This window comes from Leeuwenhoekiella sp. CH_XMU1409-2, from assembly GCF_037029365.1.
Lineage (GTDB): Bacteria > Bacteroidota > Bacteroidia > Flavobacteriales > Flavobacteriaceae > Leeuwenhoekiella > Leeuwenhoekiella blandensis.
In genome coordinates this window covers 1-18,283 of sequence record NZ_JAYMEI010000025.1, presented here as the reverse complement: position 1 = coordinate 18,283, position 18,283 = coordinate 1, and the positions used below count along the sequence as shown (strand labels likewise).

Below are 18,283 nucleotides of genomic sequence, written 5' to 3'. Positions count from 1 at the left end.
CAAAAGGAAAAGAATTTTTTTGTACTTTAGAAACCCGCCATCCTAAAAGCTACCCTAAATAAATTACTCACTACTACTAGTTAAAAGTTTACCCGAGGTTGACCCGTGGTTCACTCGAGGATAGAGCATAGTAAAAAGCAGGTACCGGTATACTAAAGCTACTGTAAGTTTACACTATAGTAGGGGCAGGTTATCGGTTATTTACTGCTACTTCTAGAGTTTATAACGCTTAATACCTGTATTTACACTAAAAGATTGTCGAGTGACCTATAAATGAAATGTAGGCTTAATTCTAAAATAGAAAAACTACAATTTGGGCACAGTTATTCACACTATTCTAATTTTAAGGCATTTATGACGATTACTATGTCTTTGTACTAACCGATTCTTCTTATACTATAGCAGGTCTGGCTTGAGCCAATGAGTCTAAATTTATAAATCACGACTACATAAGCTTGATTCAAAGAAAACTGTGAGCTTATTTTGTGCCAGCAAGTAAAATCTAAAATTGCTTAGGTTTTAAGAAAATTTAAAGTATACGTCTGCCTTAAATTAGGATGCATAGTATAAATCTTCAGTACTAGAGTAAAGCTAAATGTAGGATTTAGTTTGTAAGCAGGCTGACTGTAGGGGGTTGGCCTGTTTTCATTTAATTGAAAGGGAGGATATTAAGAAGTTATTATTGTTTTAACTCTAGTCCTACTGATAAGCCGTTTTAAACTGCATCTTATTTTTTAGAGCCATCATATCTTCACTTACTTTTTGATCTAAAATCTTAGCATAATGTTGGGTTGTTCTTAAGTTTTTATGACCAAGCATTTTACTTACAGACTCAATAGGAACACCGTTGGAAAGTGTTATGGTGGTCGCGAAGGTATGTCGAGCTAGGTGAAAGGTGAGGTTTTTATCTATTTTACAAAGGTCTGCTATTTCTTTAATGTAAGCATTCATCTTTTGATTACTCAGAACGGGTAATAATCGGTCCGTTTTCAAAACTTCTGTGTGATCCTCATATTTTTCCAAAATTTTGAGTGCTGTTGGAAGAAGAGGGATACTACTTCGCGTATCGGTTTTTGAGCGATTGATTTTAATCCATAATGTTCCGTCTACACCAATAATCTTGTCATTTTGGCTGAGCTTCTTAACATCTGCATAGGCAAGTCCGGTAAAACAAGAAAAGAGGAATATGTCTTTAACTTGATCTAAGCGAGGCGTATGTAATTCTTTTTCAATGATTCGCTGAATTTCATCCTCTGTAAGAAATTCCCGCTCAACAATTTTTAATTTCCCTTTCCAATTGATAAAGGGGTCTTTTGAAATCCAGTCATTGGCAAATGCAATGCGAATGATTTTTTTAAAATTGGTGATGTATTTTATAGCGGTATTATGAGCGCAATTGCGTTCTGTTTTCAAATAATGCTCAAATCCGGTGATAAATTCATGGTCTACATCTTTTACGGGGATGTCTGAGACGTTATATTCCAACTTTATATACTCTTGGATATGCTTTTTAGCGGTCTTATAACGCTCTATAGTGCCAGAAGCATACTCTTTACCCTCTAGTTGCTCAATCTTATGGTTATGGTCTTGAAAAATGGCGAGAAGCATTTTAGGAGTAATACTTTTTCCTAAATACAAATATTTAAGTTTTTCAGAAGTAATGGTTTCTTCAAGTTCAAGAAGTCTATTATAATGACTATTTATTTTTGCTCGAATAGAGTTCAGGTATCGATTAAAGTCTCGTACGTCATTAGTGGTTCCTTTCATTTTACCTGCTTCCGAATTCCATTTAGAGATATTGATCCTCCGTTTGGTACTAAATTCGCTTCGCTTACCATTGACTGTAATGCGTGCGTAAATAGGCACTAAACCTTGCTTATTCGTATTGCTACCTTTGGGATAAAATAATATTGAGAATGTAGTTTGCATTGGTGCTGCTTTAAAGTTCTCAATAAAGTTAATCAAATAAAAGCAATAAATTATTGTAACAATCTGTAAAACAATATCTTTTGACTAATTCGGTGCTGCTTTTGAAGTTGTAAAAACAGCACCGATAGCAGCCCTTTTTATTTGCTTTTAAACCATTTTAATTGATTTCAATGAAAAGTAAAAATGCCTGTAAACATTTAGTTTACAGGCATTTGGTGGAATTTAGTTAATCCCTAGCGGAGAAAGAGGGATTCGAACCCCCGGAGGTGTGACCCTCAACGGTTTTCAAGACCGCCGCATTCGACCACTCTGCCATTTCTCCTTGAGTGTCTCATCAGCTATTTGCTGATTGCGGGTGCAAATATAGAAAGTTTTTTTAGATTGACAACACACTTTTTTAAGGAATTTTCAGCTTAATTATTTTTTCCTGTAATCGGAATTTTATCTCCTTTAAAATGAGGCTCTTTGTTGATCAAAAGTTCGATCCAGGCTTTTACATTTGCAGCAACTTCTCTAAAACGGTTACGGGATTCCAGCTCATATTCCCGACGATCACCGTTATACCCGTAAAAATTTAAGCCCATCGAGCGTGCGATATAAACGGCACGTGGGAGATGAAAACGCTGCGACACGACAATAGCGCTGTCTACTTCAAAAATATACGAGGCACGATATACAGAGTCATAGGTATCAAAACCGGCAAAATCCATAAAAATATCTTCTTCAGGGACGCCACGCTCCAAAAGGTATTTTTTCATTGCAACGGGTTCGTTATAATTGGTGGTACGATTATCACCAGAAACCAAAAAGCGTTTAATCTTTCCTTTGTTATACAGCAACAGGGCCGATTCTACCCGGTCTCTTAACATCGTAGAAAGCTCGCCATTGCGCCGTACACTTGCACCCAAGACCAGCGCGGTGTAGGTTGAGGGCAGCTCCTCTACACGGTCATAAATGTAAGCTTCGGTTTCCTTATTGATGTGATAGGCGAGGTAGGTGGTAAGCAATAAACCCAAAAACCCCAGTAAAATAAGGTAGCGTACAATACGTAAAGCAAGTAATTTGTTAAACCGCATAAATCAAAGTCAGTGCATCATTATTCGTGTAAACTTATCATTTGTTTTAATGCAAACGTAATCTATACCGCATAACGTGTAACTTTAATTGAAAATAATTGTGAAACTCTTACCAAATGCTTTGGTAATGATTATATAAGAATTCCTTAGCTTTCTATAAATCATAGGTAGTATTAACCAACTATCTTTGTACAAAATTAGAACGACCATGGATGTGATCTCAAGCCTTAAATGGCGCTATGCGACCAAAAAATTTGATGCAGATAAATTGCTTACCGAAGAAAAACTAGATATTTTAAAGGAAGCCTTCAATCTCACTGCAACTTCTTACGGACTACAACCGGTGCGTATGGTGGTGGTTTCTGATAAAGCCCTGCAGCAGCGTCTAAAAGAAGCTGCAATGAACCAAAGTCAGGTGCTTGATGCTTCTCACGTGTTGATCATCTGTGTAGAACGCAAGGTAGAAGCTCCTTTTGTAACCAATTATTTTGACCGCGTAAAAGAGGTTCGTGAAACTCCAGATGCGATCTTAAAGCCTTTTAGAGAGATGCTGGAGCAGAAGTTTGACAATCAGCCAAAATCAGATACTCGTGAATGGGCGATACGTCAGGCTTATCTGACTTTGGGAAATTTATTGACCGTATGTGCCTTGGAGGAGATTGATGCCTGCCCTATGGAAGGTTTTGAGCCCGAAAAATTTGACGAAATTCTTGAGCTGAAAAAACACAATCTGGCTTCTGCATTGGTGTTACCGGTAGGCTATAGAGCACAAGATGATATGTTTGCCGACTTTAAAAAGGTACGCAGACCACAGAAGGAAACCATCATTCATCTATGATTGGTAATATCTTTTGATCATTATTGGCTCTAAAATGGGCATTGAATATTGATACGGGTCATTACGATCCAGATACTGCATTTTGTATTCAAAGGAATCATCAGGCTTTAAAATGGGCATTAAGGGAGCAAAACCATTAGGTGATAGCTGAATGCTGTCAAGCGGTTTAAGTTGGTCCTCAAAAGCGTCGAGCTCTGAAAGCGAAAAGCCTTGTTGATTCAGTTGGAAAGGCTGCGCCTGAAACAAAGAATCAGCAGTAGTGAGATGCATTTGTGATTTTAGCTGTGCGTGAGCAAAACTTCCGAAGAAAAAAATCGTTAAAACTGAAGCGTAACCTGTTCTCATAAGTTCATTTTTTGAATAGACTATATTCAAAATACGAAAAAAGAGAAGCCTCGTGACAGAATTGTTTGAAAAAGAATGTTTTAATAGCCTACGCGGTCTGCGATCTCCAGGCCGTAACCTATCATTCCTACGCGTTTATGCTCTTCACTATTAGATAGTAATTTGATCTTAGAAATCCCCAGATCGTGTAAAATCTGAGCGCCAATCCCAAAGTCTTTAAGATCCATTTTTGCAGGCGAACTCATTTTACGACCACTTTCCTGGCGCTCTTTAAGCTCAGCAAGACGGTACAGCAGCTTGCTGGCAAAATTCTCCTGATTGATAAAAACCACAGCGCCTTTTCCTTCTTGATTGATCACCTCAAATATTTTATCGAGTTTGGTGTCGGGCTGTTCGGTAAGTGTGCTCAGAATATCATTATTGACAAAGGTCGAATTCACACGCACCAGTACCGGTTCATCATTAACCCAAGTACCTTTAGTCAATGCGATATGAATTTGATCATTGGTCGTTTGTTGATAGGCGCGCAATCTAAATTCACCATAGTGCGTGTCTATTGTAAAGTCTTCCTTTTTGACAATAAGCGAATCGTGTTGCATGCGATAAGCCACAAGATCTGCTATAGAGACAATTTTCAAATCAAACTTCTTAGCGATCTTTGCCAGTTGTGGCAAGCGTGCCATCGTTCCGTCTTCATTCATCACCTCTACGATCACTCCGGCAGGTGCAAAGCCGGCAAGGCGGGCAAAATCAATAGCAGCTTCGGTATGCCCTGTTCGTCGCAACACTCCGCCTTCTTTAGCTTTCAGCGGAAAAATATGTCCGGGTTTTGTAAAATCCCAAGGTTTCATATCGGGATTGGTAAAGGCTTTCACCGCTTTTGCGCGGTCTAAAGCACTGATTCCCGTAGTGACCCCGTGACCTTTTAAATCTACCGAAACGGTAAACGCCGTTTCCATTGGATCACTGTTAGTGCCTACCATCATTTCAAGCTTCAGCTCTTTACAGCGTTCTTCGGTGATAGGAGCACAAATAAGGCCTCGCCCGTGTGTCGCCATAAAGTTGATAGTTTCTGCCGTTACCATCTCTGAGGCGGCCAGAAAATCACCTTCATTCTCACGATCTTCATCATCTACAACAATAATAACTTTCCCTTTCTTGATATCTTCGATCGCTTCAGGAATGGTATTGAGTTGTATTTCTTGGGTAAGCGTTTGCGCTGTCATAGTAGCTTTTTATTGGCACCGCCAAAGCGTATACTACTCCGGTGGCTTGCATCAAAATTAAAAATTTGTTCTCAAAAAACACCTTGTAGGCTTACACCTGAGGTGGTTTATTTTGAAAGGTAAAGATACGATTTAGCTTAGTCTTAAAATCTAAATGTAGCCTTAAAGCCTGTTTCTAGGTAAAGGTTTTGAGCAATGTTTCGGCGGCGTCTTTGAATTTTTCTGAATAGCCATATTGCTCATAATTGGCTACAATATCTTCAAGTTCACGTTTGGTTTTGGTCTTCAGAATCGCTTTTTCCGAATTGGTAAGGTCAAAGTCGATAAGCGGTTGTTCAGGATGTACTTCCTGATCTTTTTTCTTCTGAAATAACTTCTTAACAGGATCTAGAAAACCGTCCAGATCAAACAAGCCTTGGTCTGTGGTAGCCCTGTACGTTAAATAAACGCCTAGCGGAAAAAGGATCAAGGTGCTTAACCAACTAGCCAACCAAGCAGCGACACTGCCGTCTTCGGCACTGTTTTTGGCAAAAATCCCTATAAAGTGGTAGGTGAGAAAAAGAACTACCCCGATCACAATAGGAAGCCCCAGACCACCTTTTCTAATGATCGCCCCTAAGGGAGCACCCACAAAAAACAGAATGATACAACCAAAAGCCAGAACGAATTTTTCATGCAAAGCGATCTCGTATTTGCTTAGCGTTTTCACTTTGATACCATTGTCGGTTTTACGATTCTTGATCGAAGTGACGTTGTTTTTTACCGTGGTTTTAGCATAATCTAATACCTGGATCTGTTCAGAAAACTCAAAGTTCTCTATGAGATCCTCTTTTAAAACACGAGTAGTGTCTCTGGGAATATTTTTTAAATAGGATGAATCTAACTTACGCAACTGCAGGTCGCGTACCTGACCTTTTCCTAGCGAAGCCAAGTAGGTGTTGTAATTCTTTGAAATGTCAGCCAGTGTATCGTTAAGCTGCTTTACGGTAAGCATCGTATAGGCATTGTCGATACTTTTTTCTTCCATATCTACATTATCAAGCTCAGACAAGTCGATATTGATGGTGTAGGTTTCAAAATAACTCTTTACAAAAGGTTCGCGTTTCTGTTTTCTAAAATCCTTCTGTTCAACTTCATCATAATAATTTCCGTCAATAAGTTTTAAAGAAAGCACATTATCTCCTTCGGCACTTATGAGTTCGCCTTCACGGGCTTTGATCACCGTATAGTTTCCTACGCGGCTCGGGTCTTTTTGGTAGATGATGACATCTTTTAAAAACTGTCCTTTTTCCCCTTGTTTATCGGCTACCTTCATCACATAATCCTCACCAATAGTGTTGTATTGTCCTTTAGTGATCGCCATTGCTGGCTTTACCTGAGCGATATTCCGCCGTAGGTTGAGCGATTCAAACTCTGCTGCCGGAATCACATAATTGGCAAACAAAAACGAGGTTACTGCAAGCCCAAGAATAAAAACCGTAAGACTGCGCATGGCCCGCTGCAAGGAGATCCCGGTAGACTTCATCGCGGCAAACTCATAGTTCTCTGCAAAATTCCCAAAGGTCATAATACTGGTGAGCAATACCGTAAGCGGCAGTACCAGTGTGACCAGACGCGGGGAGAAGTAGAGTAAGAATTTGACAATGATGACCAGATCAAGATCTTTACCGGCAAGCTCTTTGATATAGAGCCAAACGGTTTGCAGCACAAAGATGAACATCAGGATGATGAACGTGCTTAAGAAATTCTTGATGAAGGTAAGTAGTATGTACCGGTCTAGTATTTTCAAAAGGAGCCTAGTCTAATTCATTGATGTAGTAATCTGAATATTTTGAAGCATCAAATGTAAACAGGTTACCGGGTAAAGGTTGATCGGTCTTAAAAGTGTTGACCGTGATGGTGATCTTACTCCCGTTGTTTTGGGTCATAATCAGGCGGTAGATGTGCTTGGTTTGCGCATCGATACCGAGTAAAGCAGATTTCAACTCACTGTTAGAGTCCATAGGAACCAACTTTACATACTGAATTTTACGACCGCTCACATTCTGCTCAATATCCCATTTATAGGTGTATCCTTCGTTAAAGAAGGTTAGCATTTTTGAAGGCGTGATGGCATCATCGTCTCCCGGATTTTGGGTAGAGATGGTGATCTCTTCATCTTCAGGTACGATGGTATACAGTTTTTTACCGTCGTACATTTGCATCGTACCCATCAAATTCAGTTTGTACTTATCACCGTCAAGGGTGACATCTCCACGGGTTTCTTGATTGATTCCCGCAGCCTCATTAGATAAGCCGTATTTAAAATCGATAAACATATTGTCGTAGCTCTTCACTTTTGCCGAAACCTCGTCTAGAAGTTTTTTAGCTTTTGCGTCCTGAGCAAAAAGCGATGAAGTGCTTAACACAGCTACTACAAGCAGGGTGATGTATTTTATTTTTGAAAAGTTCATGTTACTCATTATTTAATTGTTGATGTAAGGCATTCATATCGGCCACGAGTACTTGTCTGGCTTTACTACCTTCAAAAGGTCCTACAATACCGGCAGCCTCAAGTTGATCTATAATTCTACCGGCACGATTGTATCCCAATTTCAGTTTACGTTGTAATAAAGACGCACTTCCTTGTTGCGCTGTGACAATAACTTCGGCAGCATCCATAAACAAGGCATCGCGGTCGCTTGCATCTATATCAAGACTTGTGCCACCTTCTTCTCCCACGTATTCCGGAAGCTGGTGCGCTTCAGGATACGCCTTTTGAGCCCCTATAAAGTCAGTGATCTTTTCTACTTCGGGCGTGTCAACAAACGCACATTGCACGCGTATCAGGTTGTTTCCCTGGGTATACAGCATATCTCCACGCCCTATTAATTGGTCGGCACCCTGACTGTCAAGAATGGTACGTGAGTCGATCTTTGATGTCACCCTAAAGGCAATTCTGGCAGGGAAGTTGGCTTTAATAATACCCGTGATCACATTTACCGAAGGTCGCTGCGTAGCAACAATCAAGTGGATCCCAATTGCACGCGCAAGCTGCGCAAGACGCGCAATAGGGGTTTCAACCTCTTTCCCGGCAGTCATAATTAAATCGGCAAACTCATCTATGACCAGAACGATGTAGGGTAAGAACTTATGCCCGTCATTAGGATTTAGTTTACGTTTTTTAAACTTAGCGTTATATTCTTTAATGTTACGCGCCATAGCATCTTTCAACAGATCGTAGCGTTTATCCATCTCGATACATAACGAATTGAGCGTATTGATCACTTTGGTATTGTCGGTAATGATCGCATCTTCAGAATCTGGAAGCTTAGCCAGATAATGCCGTTCAATTTTATTGAATAAGGTAAGCTCTACTTTTTTAGGATCTACCAATACAAATTTTACTTCCGCAGGATGCTTTTTATACAATAACGACGTAAGAATCGCATTCAAACCTACCGATTTACCTTGACCGGTTGCACCCGCCATAAGCAAGTGGGGCATTTTTGCCAGGTCAACCACAAAGGTCTCGTTAGATATGGTTTTTCCTAAAGTAAGTGGTAATTCCATTTCGGCATTTTGAAACTTAGGCGAAGCGATCGCCGAACGCATAGAAACGATTCGGGCATTTTTGTTAGGCACTTCGATACCAATGGTTCCTTTACCCGGAATCGGAGCGATGATACGTATTCCTAATGCGGCAAGTGAAAGCGCAATATCATCCTCCAGGTTCTTGATCTTTGAAATACGCACTCCGGCTTCCGGTACGATCTCATACAGGGTTACTGTAGGCCCTACGGTCGCTTTAATGTGCGCAATGTCTATCTTGTAGTTTTTAAGCGTATCTACAATACGATTTTTATTTTCTTCAAGCTCTTCCTGATCTACCGTGATGCTTTGGCCTTTGGTATAATCTTTAAGCAATTCTATGGTAGGGAAGCGGTAGTTGCTCAACTCTAGCGTAGGATCGAATTCTCCAAAATCCTGTACGAGTTTGGTGCTTAGATTTTCAACGACTTCCTCTTCTTCAACCGTCTCTTCAATTTCTATTTCAAAATCATCGTCTTCAGTAGCCTTAGGAGTTTCCTTGGTCTCTGTTTCCTGCTTTACCGGTGTTTCTGTTGGGGTAGGAGTGGTTTTGAGTTGCGGCTCTTCTGGTGTTTCTTCAACTTCTTCCTGAGGTAATTCGATATTGTCTTTGTCAAAAGCCGTGTCTACAAACTCGTTGCCTTCGTCATCACTCCTATTGAATTCAGAAGCAATGGCTTGTTTCCGCTTTGCGAAAAACTGCCCAATATGTTCGGGAGTCAGCTTGAGTCTGATGGCAAAATAAACGATGGCTACAAAGGCAAGCACGAGAATCGTACCGATAAGCCCTATAAAATCCTGAAGGAAATCATTGAGTTCGAAGCCTACCATACCGCCCAGCAACGGATTGGTCTCTGCAAAGAAGCCTAAAAACGTAGCAAACCATAACATCACGATAATGCCCCAAAACCAAAAGCCCTGAAGTTTTTTTCGGGGTTTATCAAAGAAATAGTAAAATCCGGAAAGGGTGACCAGGATGGCCAGGGTAAACGCCGCCAGGCCAAAACCTTGGTAAATGAACACGTCGCCAAGTGCAGCACCAAATTTATTCAGCCAGTTTTGCGACTCGACACTGCGATCGCTAAGTTCACTAAGCGTGCTTTGATCTGCCTGCCAACTGAAAAAATAAGAGATGAACGAAAACAACAAGGCAAGTCCTAAGAGAAATAGAAAACTTCCCAGTACTATTTTTTGTTGTTTAGACAGTACCCAAGAGATCTTTTTGGACTGCTTGGTCGTTTTGGATTTTGTTTTAGTTTTCGTCTTTTTTCTGGCCATTCTAAGCTTAAACTCTATAGTCGCGCCCCTCAGGTTTTAAAACCTAGCAACACACATTTTTGTTTAACATTTATAGCGTATACAGCTTGCGGTGACAACTGCCTGTATACCCTACACTTAACACGTGTAGTTAAGCGCCTTTCAATTAACACGAATTGATTAGCGCGTAAAAGTACAAATATCAAACGGTACTAAACTTATAAAATTTTAGAACAGTTTAGGTATATAGATGATAAAACCAATAAGTGCCGCAATTACAGCGGCAAAGGTTACCGCTCCCGCCGAAACATCTTTGATGACACCTATTTTTTTATGGTACTCCGGATGAATAAAGTCGGCTATTTTTTCTACAGCGGTATTGAGGCCTTCAACGGCCAATACCAGACCAATGGCCAGCAGTTGGATGCACCATTCTAGTGTAGAGATCTCATACACAAACCCCAAAACCGTTACCACAAGCGCACAAAAACTCTGCACCTGAATACTAGGCTCGTTTTTAATAAGCAACCAAGCGCCTTTAAAAGCATATTTAAAGGCCTTGATTCTATTTATTACAAAAGGTTCTTTGGCTTCCGGGTCTGTCATAGTTTAGTTAAGAGCGCTTAGCGCAGCTTCATAATTAGGTTCCTGACCAATTTCTGGAACTTGCTCTTCATAAATGATTTTGTGATCTGCATCAAGCACAAGCACAACACGCGAGTGCAATCCGGCAAATGCACCGTCTGCGATCTCTAAACCGTAGGCTTTACCAAAGCTTCCATCTTTAAAATCTGATAGGGTTTCTACATTCTCAAGACCTTCTGCACCACAAAAACGGGCCTGAGCAAAAGGAAGGTCGCGTGAGATGCACAATACTGCAGTATCTTCTAGCGCAGCAGCATCCTTATTAAAGTGTCGTACAGAGGCTGCACACACTCCGGTATCTACACTCGGGAAAATGTTCATCACAATGCGTTTGCCTTTGTAATTATCAAGACTTACTTGAGATAGATCTTTAGATGCAAGTTTAAAGTCGGGAGCAGCGGTACCTACTTCAGGAAGTTCTCCAGAAGTTTTTGTGGTATTGCCGCCTAGGGTAATAGTAGCCATAGTTTTTAAATTGAAATTAGTTGCCCGATTCTTGGGCCCTCTCTTGTGTTTGATCAACTTGGAATCTATAGGTTAGGTTGATCGCCCACAATCGAACAGTAAATGTACTTATAAGCAAATGGACCTACAATTAAAGGAATGCTAAATTGAAGCGCTATTCACAATTTGAATGCTTTAAGAGTGGGATTGGAATAGTGTGCATAAAAAAAGTCCTCAAATCAATAGACCTGAGGACTCTTTCAATAAAAAATCTAACCTACATTATTTATTATTTCTACCGGAGGGTATCTTAGTTTGAGACTTGAATGCCAATCAAAATGATTTTCAATCTGTGTCTCACTGCTCGCCCTTTGGCAGTTTATCTGTCAATAGAACCTAGAACCTTCTGCGCAAAACCATTTGCTGCATCACGTTCAGACATTCCATCTGCTATCATTTGGTGCATTTCTACCGCTCCGCATAGATTGGTGATCAATTCACCTACAACATCCATATCGTTATCGGTACACGAGCGATGCTCGGTAAACGATTCTAACACATCGATGGTGTTTTGCAAAGCTTCAGCACTATTGTTTTTCTGTAAATGTTTAATTACTGGTAACTTCATCTACGAGTTCTTTTAGGTTTTCAAACTTGTTAGTTTGTACCTGATTAACAAAAGTTCCGTTTTTGAATGTGGCAAATGTGGGTAGATTATCTACCGTAGCCAGTTTACGGCTCTCCGGATATTTCTCTGCATCTACCAAGTAAAACTTAGCATTTTCATTTTCTGAAGCCAGCTTTTTAAACTTAGGTTTCATCAATCTGCAGTTTCCGCACCAGCTTGCCATATATTGAACCACAACAGTTTCGTTATCGCTAACTAATTCTGAAAGGTTGTCTTGATCAAGTTCTTGAATCATAAGAATTGAATTTTAGGGTTATTAATTTCTTTGAAAAATTGAAGTTGGGTGTAAGAAATTAATTTGAAGCTAAGTAAGAAGCTACACCGTCGCGGTTTGCGCTCATTGCATCTTTACCTTCTTCCCAGTTTGCAGGACAAACTTCACCGTTTTTCTGTACGTGTGCATACGCGTCGATCAAGCGTAAAAATTCTTTTACGTTACGACCTACCGGCATATGGTTGATTCCTTCGTGAAATACAGTACCTTCTTCGTCGATCAAATAAGTAGCTCTATAGGTTACGTTATCTCCATCTACAGTTAAAACACCACTTTCTTCATCATAACGCTCGTTAGTCACGTCAAGAATTCCTAAACGGTTTGCCAGATTACGATTTGTATCTGCAAGAATAGGATACGTTACCCCTTCGATACCACCATTATCTTTAGGCGTATTTAACCAAGCGAAGTGTACTTCTGGAGTATCACAAGACGCACCAATAACAATAGTATTGCGTTTTTCAAATTCGTCCATCGCTGCTTGAAAAGCGTGAAGCTCTGTAGGGCATACGAATGTAAAATCTTTTGGATACCAGAAAAGCAATACTTTTTTGTTTTTGCTTTTTGCTTCTTCGAGAATGTTTACTTTAAAAGTATCTCCCATCTCGTTCATAGCATCAACTGCAAGATTTGGAAATTCTTTACCTACTAATGTCATATTGTTTGTTTTTAATGATTTATTTCTACTGCAAAGGTAGCAGGGAAATTCCATTAAATGCACGCAAAAAATGCAAACAAATTATTTTAGTATAAGCAATACTTATGCAAAGGAGGCAAGCGGTGATTTTTTGAGATTGTGCTAAAAGCGAGCGTTGAAAAATAGTAAATACCTAATTAAACCTACTGTATTTTATCAGGTTGATAAATGACTGATTTAAACTTTTTTCAATACGGAAAAACTTTAAGCGTTTAAGCAGCTTTTGCTTCTTTTAAGCTGCGTATTTTGATACGGAAAGCGGCAAAGATCAAGGTCATAAACGGACTCAACCAGTTGAAGATCGCATACACAAAATAATCTGCTACCGATACACCCAAGACACCGCTCTGGTACGCTCCACAGGTGTTATACGGTACAAGCACCGAAGTTACCGTACCACTGTCTTCTAGCGTTCTGCTTAGGTTTTCTGGAGCAAGTCCTTTGTCTTTATAGGCTTTGGCATACATTTTACCCGGCACCACGATCGCAAGGTATTGATCACTCGCCGTGGCGTTAAGACCAATACAGGTGGCTACTGTACTTGCAAACAGACCAAACGTACTTTCAAAAAGATTCAGCATAAAAGCACTGATTCGGGATAATGCACCAATAGCATCCATCACCCCACCAAAGGTCATCGCGCAAAGGATCAACCAGATGGTGCCTAGCATTCCTGCCATACCGCTGGCAGCAAACAGGTCGTTGAGATTCTCATTGGTTGTCTCTATGGCGGTGTCTACAGTAATGGCATTCATAATACCCTTATAACCGCTTTCAAAAGTAAGGCTCTCGCTTCCACCCAGACCGGCGATGATCTCCGGCTGAAAGATAAGCGCAGCGATTCCACCTAAAATCGTACCGATAAGGAGTGCAATCAAAGGCGGTGTTTTTTTAATGATCATAAAGATGACGATCGCCGGTACGATAAACAACCACGGACTGATCGTAAACGCATCATCAATCGAGGCCAGGATCGCCGAAGTATCTGCGGTACCGCTGGTTTCGATATTGAGGCCAATGATGATAAAGACGATCAAGGTAATGCTTACCGTAGGTACTGTGGTAAACAACATATATTGAATATGGGTAAACAGATCGGTTCCTGCCATAGCGGGAGCAAGATTGGTGGTGTCGCTCAAAGGCGAGAGTTTGTCCCCAAAATACGCACCCGAAAGAATAGCTCCGGCGGTCATTCCTAACGAAATGCCCAAAGCATTGGCAATCCCTATCAAAGCAATCCCTACGGTAGCCGAAGTCGTCCAGCTGCTTCCCGTAGCCACCGAAATGATCGCACAAATAACCACACAGGCCGCCAAGAAAATAGACGGATTTAAGATCTGGAGTCCGTAATAGATCATCGTCGGGATGATCCCACTTACCAGCCAGGTACCCGCAAGCGCACCAACCATCAACAGGATCAAGATGGCACCGGCGGTAGATTTGATGTTCTGGGCAACTTCTTCCATCATGGTTTCAAAAGAAGTTTTATTAAAAAAGCCCACCAGTGCAGCAACCGCCGCACCCAATAATAAAATAAACTGATTAGAACCGCTTAAGGCATCGTCACCAAACACCAGTACATTATACGCCAGCATACCTACCAATGCAAAAATGGGAATTAAGGCTTCCCAAATGTTTAATGCTCTGTTTTCAACGATTTCCTGATTTTTTGGATCCTGATCCTGATTGCTCATAGGTGTATTTTAAGATGCTTACAATAATAAACAATCTTGAGGATATAGCTTGAATAGATAAAACAGTTGGCAGTGGCAGTTTGGAGTAGGCAGTAATGAGACGTTAGATTTTAGACTTGAGAAGTGAGACAAAAGAAAATAGAACAAAGAGAAAATACTAGATGGAAACATGAGGGTAGAAATTTTAAATACGGAAAAGAAAAGAGTTGGCAGTGTCAGTTTGCAGTAGGCATTAGGGAGATGTTAGACTTGAGACTTGAGAGGTTAGCGTAAGACTAAGAGTCACAAGAATAGAAATAAATAGTTCTTTAAGCAATGTCTGGGCGATCAACGCAATCTAAAAACAGGTTGCCGCGCGATTGCTATCGCGTGTGCATCACTTCTTAACCCATCAGCAATCAACGTAAGCTTAACGACCTCCTTTTAAACCTTAACCCGAAATCCCTTACAAAAAATCAATGGTACCTGCATAGGCTTGCACGGTCTTGCACGCTTTTGCATTAGTTTGCACATTGTTACATATAAGTCCGAAATTTCTGGGGGTTTGCTTCGGGTCTCGTTCGAGTCTTGTTCGGGTCACGTTCGGGGTTGCTTTGAGTCGATAAACGACAGGTTTAGAATCTTATGTGCAGCTGTTTTTAAAAAATGGGAAAATACCGAAGTTCATACGAAGCAAACTGCCATTAAACCTCTAGAAACCTTGTTTTTTACTATTTGGAGGCTAGGGAAGGGGGGAGTGATCAAATTGGATAAACTGGAACTAAAGTTCCAGTTATCCCGAAAATTATAAAGGGATAATAGGTATATTTATCCTGATGTAACGAGTTGTAAAACATTTTGACCAAAAATTATGGGAATAGAAAAAACCGAACTATCACTAAATAAGTTTGACTATAAATTTGAAAAGATAAATAACAAAATAATAGTCAAATTGGACTTTGCTCAAAGAATAATAATTGACTTTTCTGACCCAGAAAAAATAAAAATAACGGATAGATTAGTTGGCTGGAATTTCTTAACTGGGCTTATAGAAATGAGTTTAAAAAATGCTACTCTTTACAATTTTATTGGAGCAATAATTATGACCATTTTATTCGTATACCTGGATTTAGAATATGACGGACTGAATTTTGTATTCTTCTTTTTAGCATTCGTAATTTGGATGCTCCTTTGGACACTATTCTATCTATTTAAAGCGGAAAATCTTAAACGGATTTTAATAAGTTGGAATGAATAAGAATACTCTGAAAAAAAGGTTTTACAACAATGGGTATAAAACATAGGGCGGACAGTGGTTTCCGCAAGTTTTTGGCACTTAGCAAGCTTCGTTTCGGGCGGACAGTTAAGTGATTCTAAATGCCCTCCGTTTCATACCACAACCGTTGGCATAGCATGAAAAGAATACTCCTTTATATAATTTTTTTATCAAGTAACATTGGTCTTTGTCAATATCAACAAAAGGCGGGACAACCTTATACTGAACCTGACTTGTTAATTTGGAAAAATGATACCATTCAAATTCAAACTTTTCCTCTATACTGTTGGTCTAAATTTGACCAAAACAAACTTTTTGATACCCAAAACGTAAAACCAGAGTGTTGGGGCTGTTTGAAAAATTATACTGCGGAATGGAAAATTATAAATGATAAGCTCTACTTGTCAAATATTTATAGTTTCAACTTTAAAAAAGACAGTATAAAAATAGATTTAAACAAACTCTTTCCTAATAAAGTGGAAAGCAATTTGGTATTCGCCAACTGGTACTCTGGTGATCTTTTTGTTCCACAAGGAGAAAAGATTTGGATGAGCCAAAGTCCAGGATTCCCAATTTATGAGTCAGAATGGAATTTAACTTTTAAAGAAGGAAAAATTGAAAATAAGGTTTTTAAAACTGGTAATTATCATAAATCAATTTACACTCAAGATCCAAAAGAGATTGTGAGTTTCATTGATAATCACTTAGACCAAGAAACGAGAACTAAATTGAAAAACAAACGGATTTCAATTCTCTTTAAAACTGGAAAATCTAAAAAAGATTACTCTGTTTCTCTAAAAGGAGTTGATGATAAAAAGTTAGAACTTAAACTAATTAATATATTAAAAGTGTTACCCGATTTTGACTATTATTATAGGCATGGAGAAGAATTAAATTTGACTATTCCTTTAACCTATATAGATAACCGACTTTAATAAGTAGGTATGCCAATAACGAGCCTTCGTGTGGCCGGTACAGCCTGTATAGCAGCATAACCCTGTATCTGATATAAACACTGCGTCTACCAAACTGTCACCATTTAAGTCAACGTACTGTGAGTTTTAGTTCGTTTTGGAATGCGTTATTTAAGGTAGATTAGGGACTATTGCATATCGCAATCACCTCAACTACTTTTAAAATATAAACAGGTAGTTTTGAGACAGACTGCCGTTAGCAAACATTTGATGAAAATCGATTCTGAAAATATAATAAACTTTCTCACAAAGAGAATACCTGAATTGAAATACAGCCTTGAGAAGAAAAATATTCTGAATATTGAGCCTAATGATTCCAATGGATTTGGGATTAAAATGATAATTGACTCAACAGAAAGCACAATTTTTTTCGGAAATTCTGGACATCATATACATTGTTATGAATCTTCCGAAAATATAGAAGAATATTTGAATTTAATTGTGAACTCACTAACAGGAACTGGTAGAATTGTCGCGCACATCTCAAATGGAAAAGAATTTAAGTGGGAATACCAAGAAATGAATGAAAATAATGATTGGATAACAATTTCTGAAATGGGAACATTTTCTTGGAAATTTTGGAAAAAAAGAAAGACTGATAAAAGGAATATCCAAACGAATAATTACAAACAAAAAACGTTTGCTAACATCAGTTGCAAACCGAAAATTAACACATATTAACCCGTAACTGACGGTTATAGGAGACCGTTCCCATAATTATGAAAAAAATCCGTCTGACTTTAATAATTGGAGTTTTAATATCAAATTTTGGTTTCTCACAATCAAAATCTGAAATTGAAAATCTATTGGACGGAATTTCAAAAATTGAAAACTCAAAAGAATTAACTAATACAGAACAAGCCGAAAAACTGATTGAATATGGCTGGCGGATATTACCAACTCTTGCGGAATTTTTTACTGATCAAACTTTGACCAGTACTAAATCGGAATGCCACGATCGAATTTTAAACAAAGGAGAAATTGCAATAATTATGGCTGACCGTATTGAAGGAATGCCTTATGCAAGAGTTACTGAAATCCAAAATTGCACATTAGACTTTTGCGAAAAGAATGCTAATTTGATTGAATATTATTTGCCATATATAAAAAGTAATGGAATTAAAGAATTTCAAAAAAATTATATGGATTGGCTCGTAAGTGATGACAGAATTGATTGGACACCATTACTGACTTACGAAACAAAAAAAGAACGGAAAGTAATTATTCGAGAAAGGAAAAAAGCAATTCGTGAAATGCAAAATAATTAATAACTATGGGCAACACCATCTATAGTCATCTTAAGTTTGATTCTGTTTAAATTATAGCATTAATCAGAAAGAACAAAAGAGCAGGTTAAGGTTACTATAGCCG

General features: G+C 39.1%; 18 protein-coding genes and 1 tRNA gene. 5 read left to right on the top strand and 14 right to left on the bottom strand.

Annotated features, from left to right (window positions below; all coding sequences use genetic code 11):
• Nucleotides 1–699: 699 nt before the first annotated feature.
• The 3 genes from WA338_RS18135 to WA338_RS18125 form a co-directional block, all read right to left on the bottom strand.
• Complete coding sequence (locus WA338_RS18135) at nucleotides 700–1,929, bottom strand: site-specific integrase (RefSeq protein WP_273015956.1); 1,230 nt, start codon at nucleotides 1,927–1,929, stop codon at nucleotides 700–702.
• 237 nt (nucleotides 1,930–2,166) lie between these two features.
• A tRNA-Ser gene (locus WA338_RS18130) sits at nucleotides 2,167–2,251 on the bottom strand.
• 91 nt (nucleotides 2,252–2,342) lie between these two features.
• Entirely contained in the window at nucleotides 2,343–3,005 is a 663-nt protein-coding gene (locus tag WA338_RS18125) for a SanA/YdcF family protein (protein WP_009779753.1), read from the bottom strand.
• Between the two features lie 208 nt (nucleotides 3,006–3,213).
• Here WA338_RS18125 and WA338_RS18120 point away from each other — a divergent pair, with 208 nt between their 5' ends.
• A complete protein-coding gene (locus WA338_RS18120; protein WP_009779754.1) occupies nucleotides 3,214–3,843 on the top strand; it encodes an NAD(P)H-dependent oxidoreductase in 630 nt (209 codons plus the stop codon).
• Here the strand turns inward: WA338_RS18120 and WA338_RS18115 are convergent.
• The 11 genes from WA338_RS18115 to nhaC form a co-directional block, all read right to left on the bottom strand.
• Nucleotides 3,838–4,188 (bottom strand): hypothetical protein, encoded by a 351-nt coding sequence (locus WA338_RS18115; RefSeq protein ID WP_009779755.1) that lies wholly within the window; start codon nucleotides 4,186–4,188, stop codon nucleotides 3,838–3,840. The two genes, WA338_RS18120 and WA338_RS18115, sit on opposite strands and share 6 nt — an antisense overlap.
• A gap of 80 nt (nucleotides 4,189–4,268) precedes the next feature.
• On the bottom strand, nucleotides 4,269–5,414 hold the full coding sequence (ribB, locus tag WA338_RS18110) for a 3,4-dihydroxy-2-butanone-4-phosphate synthase (RefSeq protein ID WP_009779756.1): 1,146 nt from the start codon (nucleotides 5,412–5,414) through the stop codon (nucleotides 4,269–4,271).
• A gap of 175 nt (nucleotides 5,415–5,589) precedes the next feature.
• A complete protein-coding gene (locus WA338_RS18105) occupies nucleotides 5,590–7,203 on the bottom strand; it encodes an LptF/LptG family permease (protein ID WP_083777987.1) in 1,614 nt (537 codons plus the stop codon).
• A gap of 7 nt (nucleotides 7,204–7,210) precedes the next feature.
• Nucleotides 7,211–7,876 (bottom strand): LolA family protein, encoded by a 666-nt coding sequence (locus WA338_RS18100; protein ID WP_009779758.1) that lies wholly within the window; start codon nucleotides 7,874–7,876, stop codon nucleotides 7,211–7,213.
• Complete coding sequence (locus WA338_RS18095; RefSeq protein WP_272986620.1) at nucleotides 7,869–10,262, bottom strand: FtsK/SpoIIIE family DNA translocase; 2,394 nt, start codon at nucleotides 10,260–10,262, stop codon at nucleotides 7,869–7,871. Before WA338_RS18095 ends, WA338_RS18100 begins: the two co-directional genes overlap by 8 nt.
• 207 nt (nucleotides 10,263–10,469) lie before the next feature.
• Nucleotides 10,470–10,847, bottom strand: coding sequence for a diacylglycerol kinase (locus WA338_RS18090; protein WP_272986618.1), 378 nt, complete (start codon nucleotides 10,845–10,847; stop codon nucleotides 10,470–10,472).
• Between the two features lie 3 nt (nucleotides 10,848–10,850).
• On the bottom strand, nucleotides 10,851–11,351 hold the full coding sequence (tpx, locus tag WA338_RS18085) for a thiol peroxidase (RefSeq protein WP_009779761.1): 501 nt from the start codon (nucleotides 11,349–11,351) through the stop codon (nucleotides 10,851–10,853).
• A 358-nt stretch (nucleotides 11,352–11,709) separates the two neighbouring features.
• Nucleotides 11,710–11,958, bottom strand: coding sequence for a DUF6952 family protein (locus tag WA338_RS18080; RefSeq protein WP_009779762.1), 249 nt, complete (start codon nucleotides 11,956–11,958; stop codon nucleotides 11,710–11,712).
• Nucleotides 11,939–12,253: a thioredoxin family protein gene (locus WA338_RS18075; protein ID WP_009779763.1), complete on the bottom strand. Its 315-nt coding sequence runs from the start codon at nucleotides 12,251–12,253 to the stop codon at nucleotides 11,939–11,941. Before WA338_RS18075 ends, WA338_RS18080 begins: the two co-directional genes overlap by 20 nt.
• 58 nt (nucleotides 12,254–12,311) lie before the next feature.
• On the bottom strand, nucleotides 12,312–12,950 hold the full coding sequence (locus WA338_RS18070) for a peroxiredoxin (RefSeq protein ID WP_009779764.1): 639 nt from the start codon (nucleotides 12,948–12,950) through the stop codon (nucleotides 12,312–12,314).
• A 251-nt stretch (nucleotides 12,951–13,201) separates the two neighbouring features.
• Nucleotides 13,202–14,683, bottom strand: a complete 1,482-nt coding sequence (gene nhaC / locus WA338_RS18065; RefSeq protein ID WP_272986614.1) for a Na+/H+ antiporter NhaC — start codon at nucleotides 14,681–14,683, stop codon at nucleotides 13,202–13,204.
• An 850-nt stretch (nucleotides 14,684–15,533) separates the two neighbouring features.
• Between nhaC and WA338_RS18060 the strand changes: the two genes are divergently transcribed.
• The 4 genes from WA338_RS18060 (at nucleotide 15,534) to WA338_RS18045 (ending at nucleotide 18,180) form a co-directional block, all read left to right on the top strand.
• Nucleotides 15,534–15,920, top strand: a complete 387-nt coding sequence (locus WA338_RS18060) for a hypothetical protein (protein WP_009779767.1) — start codon at nucleotides 15,534–15,536, stop codon at nucleotides 15,918–15,920.
• Nucleotides 15,921–16,075: 155 nt separating this feature from the next.
• Nucleotides 16,076–16,873, top strand: a complete 798-nt coding sequence (locus WA338_RS18055; RefSeq protein ID WP_009779768.1) for a hypothetical protein — start codon at nucleotides 16,076–16,078, stop codon at nucleotides 16,871–16,873.
• Between the two features lie 219 nt (nucleotides 16,874–17,092).
• Nucleotides 17,093–17,593: a hypothetical protein gene (locus tag WA338_RS18050; protein ID WP_040532638.1), complete on the top strand. Its 501-nt coding sequence runs from the start codon at nucleotides 17,093–17,095 to the stop codon at nucleotides 17,591–17,593.
• 38 nt (nucleotides 17,594–17,631) lie between these two features.
• A complete protein-coding gene (locus WA338_RS18045; RefSeq protein WP_273015953.1) occupies nucleotides 17,632–18,180 on the top strand; it encodes a hypothetical protein in 549 nt (182 codons plus the stop codon).
• The last annotated feature ends 103 nt before the right edge of the window (nucleotides 18,181–18,283 follow it).

Excerpts from the sequence above, each read along its gene's own strand:
- WA338_RS18100 (WP_009779758.1), bottom strand. The coding sequence starts at position 7,876 with ATGAGTAACATGAACTTTTCAAAAATAAAATACATCACCCTGCTTGTA.
- WA338_RS18060 (WP_009779767.1), top strand. The coding sequence starts at position 15,534 with ATGGGAATAGAAAAAACCGAACTATCACTAAATAAGTTTGACTATAAA.
- WA338_RS18070 (WP_009779764.1), bottom strand. The coding sequence starts at position 12,950 with ATGACATTAGTAGGTAAAGAATTTCCAAATCTTGCAGTTGATGCTATG.
- WA338_RS18075 (WP_009779763.1), bottom strand. The coding sequence starts at position 12,253 with ATGATTCAAGAACTTGATCAAGACAACCTTTCAGAATTAGTTAGCGAT.
- WA338_RS18120 (WP_009779754.1), top strand. The coding sequence starts at position 3,214 with ATGGATGTGATCTCAAGCCTTAAATGGCGCTATGCGACCAAAAAATTT.
- WA338_RS18115 (WP_009779755.1), bottom strand. The coding sequence starts at position 4,188 with ATGAGAACAGGTTACGCTTCAGTTTTAACGATTTTTTTCTTCGGAAGT.
- WA338_RS18125 (WP_009779753.1), bottom strand. The coding sequence starts at position 3,005 with ATGCGGTTTAACAAATTACTTGCTTTACGTATTGTACGCTACCTTATT.
- nhaC (WP_272986614.1), bottom strand. The coding sequence starts at position 14,683 with ATGAGCAATCAGGATCAGGATCCAAAAAATCAGGAAATCGTTGAAAAC.
- WA338_RS18090 (WP_272986618.1), bottom strand. The coding sequence starts at position 10,847 with ATGACAGACCCGGAAGCCAAAGAACCTTTTGTAATAAATAGAATCAAG.
- WA338_RS18135 (WP_273015956.1), bottom strand. The coding sequence starts at position 1,929 with ATGCAAACTACATTCTCAATATTATTTTATCCCAAAGGTAGCAATACG.
- WA338_RS18055 (WP_009779768.1), top strand. The coding sequence starts at position 16,076 with ATGAAAAGAATACTCCTTTATATAATTTTTTTATCAAGTAACATTGGT.
- WA338_RS18095 (WP_272986620.1), bottom strand. The coding sequence starts at position 10,262 with ATGGCCAGAAAAAAGACGAAAACTAAAACAAAATCCAAAACGACCAAG.
- tpx (WP_009779761.1), bottom strand. The coding sequence starts at position 11,351 with ATGGCTACTATTACCCTAGGCGGCAATACCACAAAAACTTCTGGAGAA.
- ribB (WP_009779756.1), bottom strand. The coding sequence starts at position 5,414 with ATGACAGCGCAAACGCTTACCCAAGAAATACAACTCAATACCATTCCT.
- WA338_RS18045 (WP_273015953.1), top strand. The coding sequence starts at position 17,632 with ATGAAAAAAATCCGTCTGACTTTAATAATTGGAGTTTTAATATCAAAT.
- WA338_RS18080 (WP_009779762.1), bottom strand. The coding sequence starts at position 11,958 with ATGAAGTTACCAGTAATTAAACATTTACAGAAAAACAATAGTGCTGAA.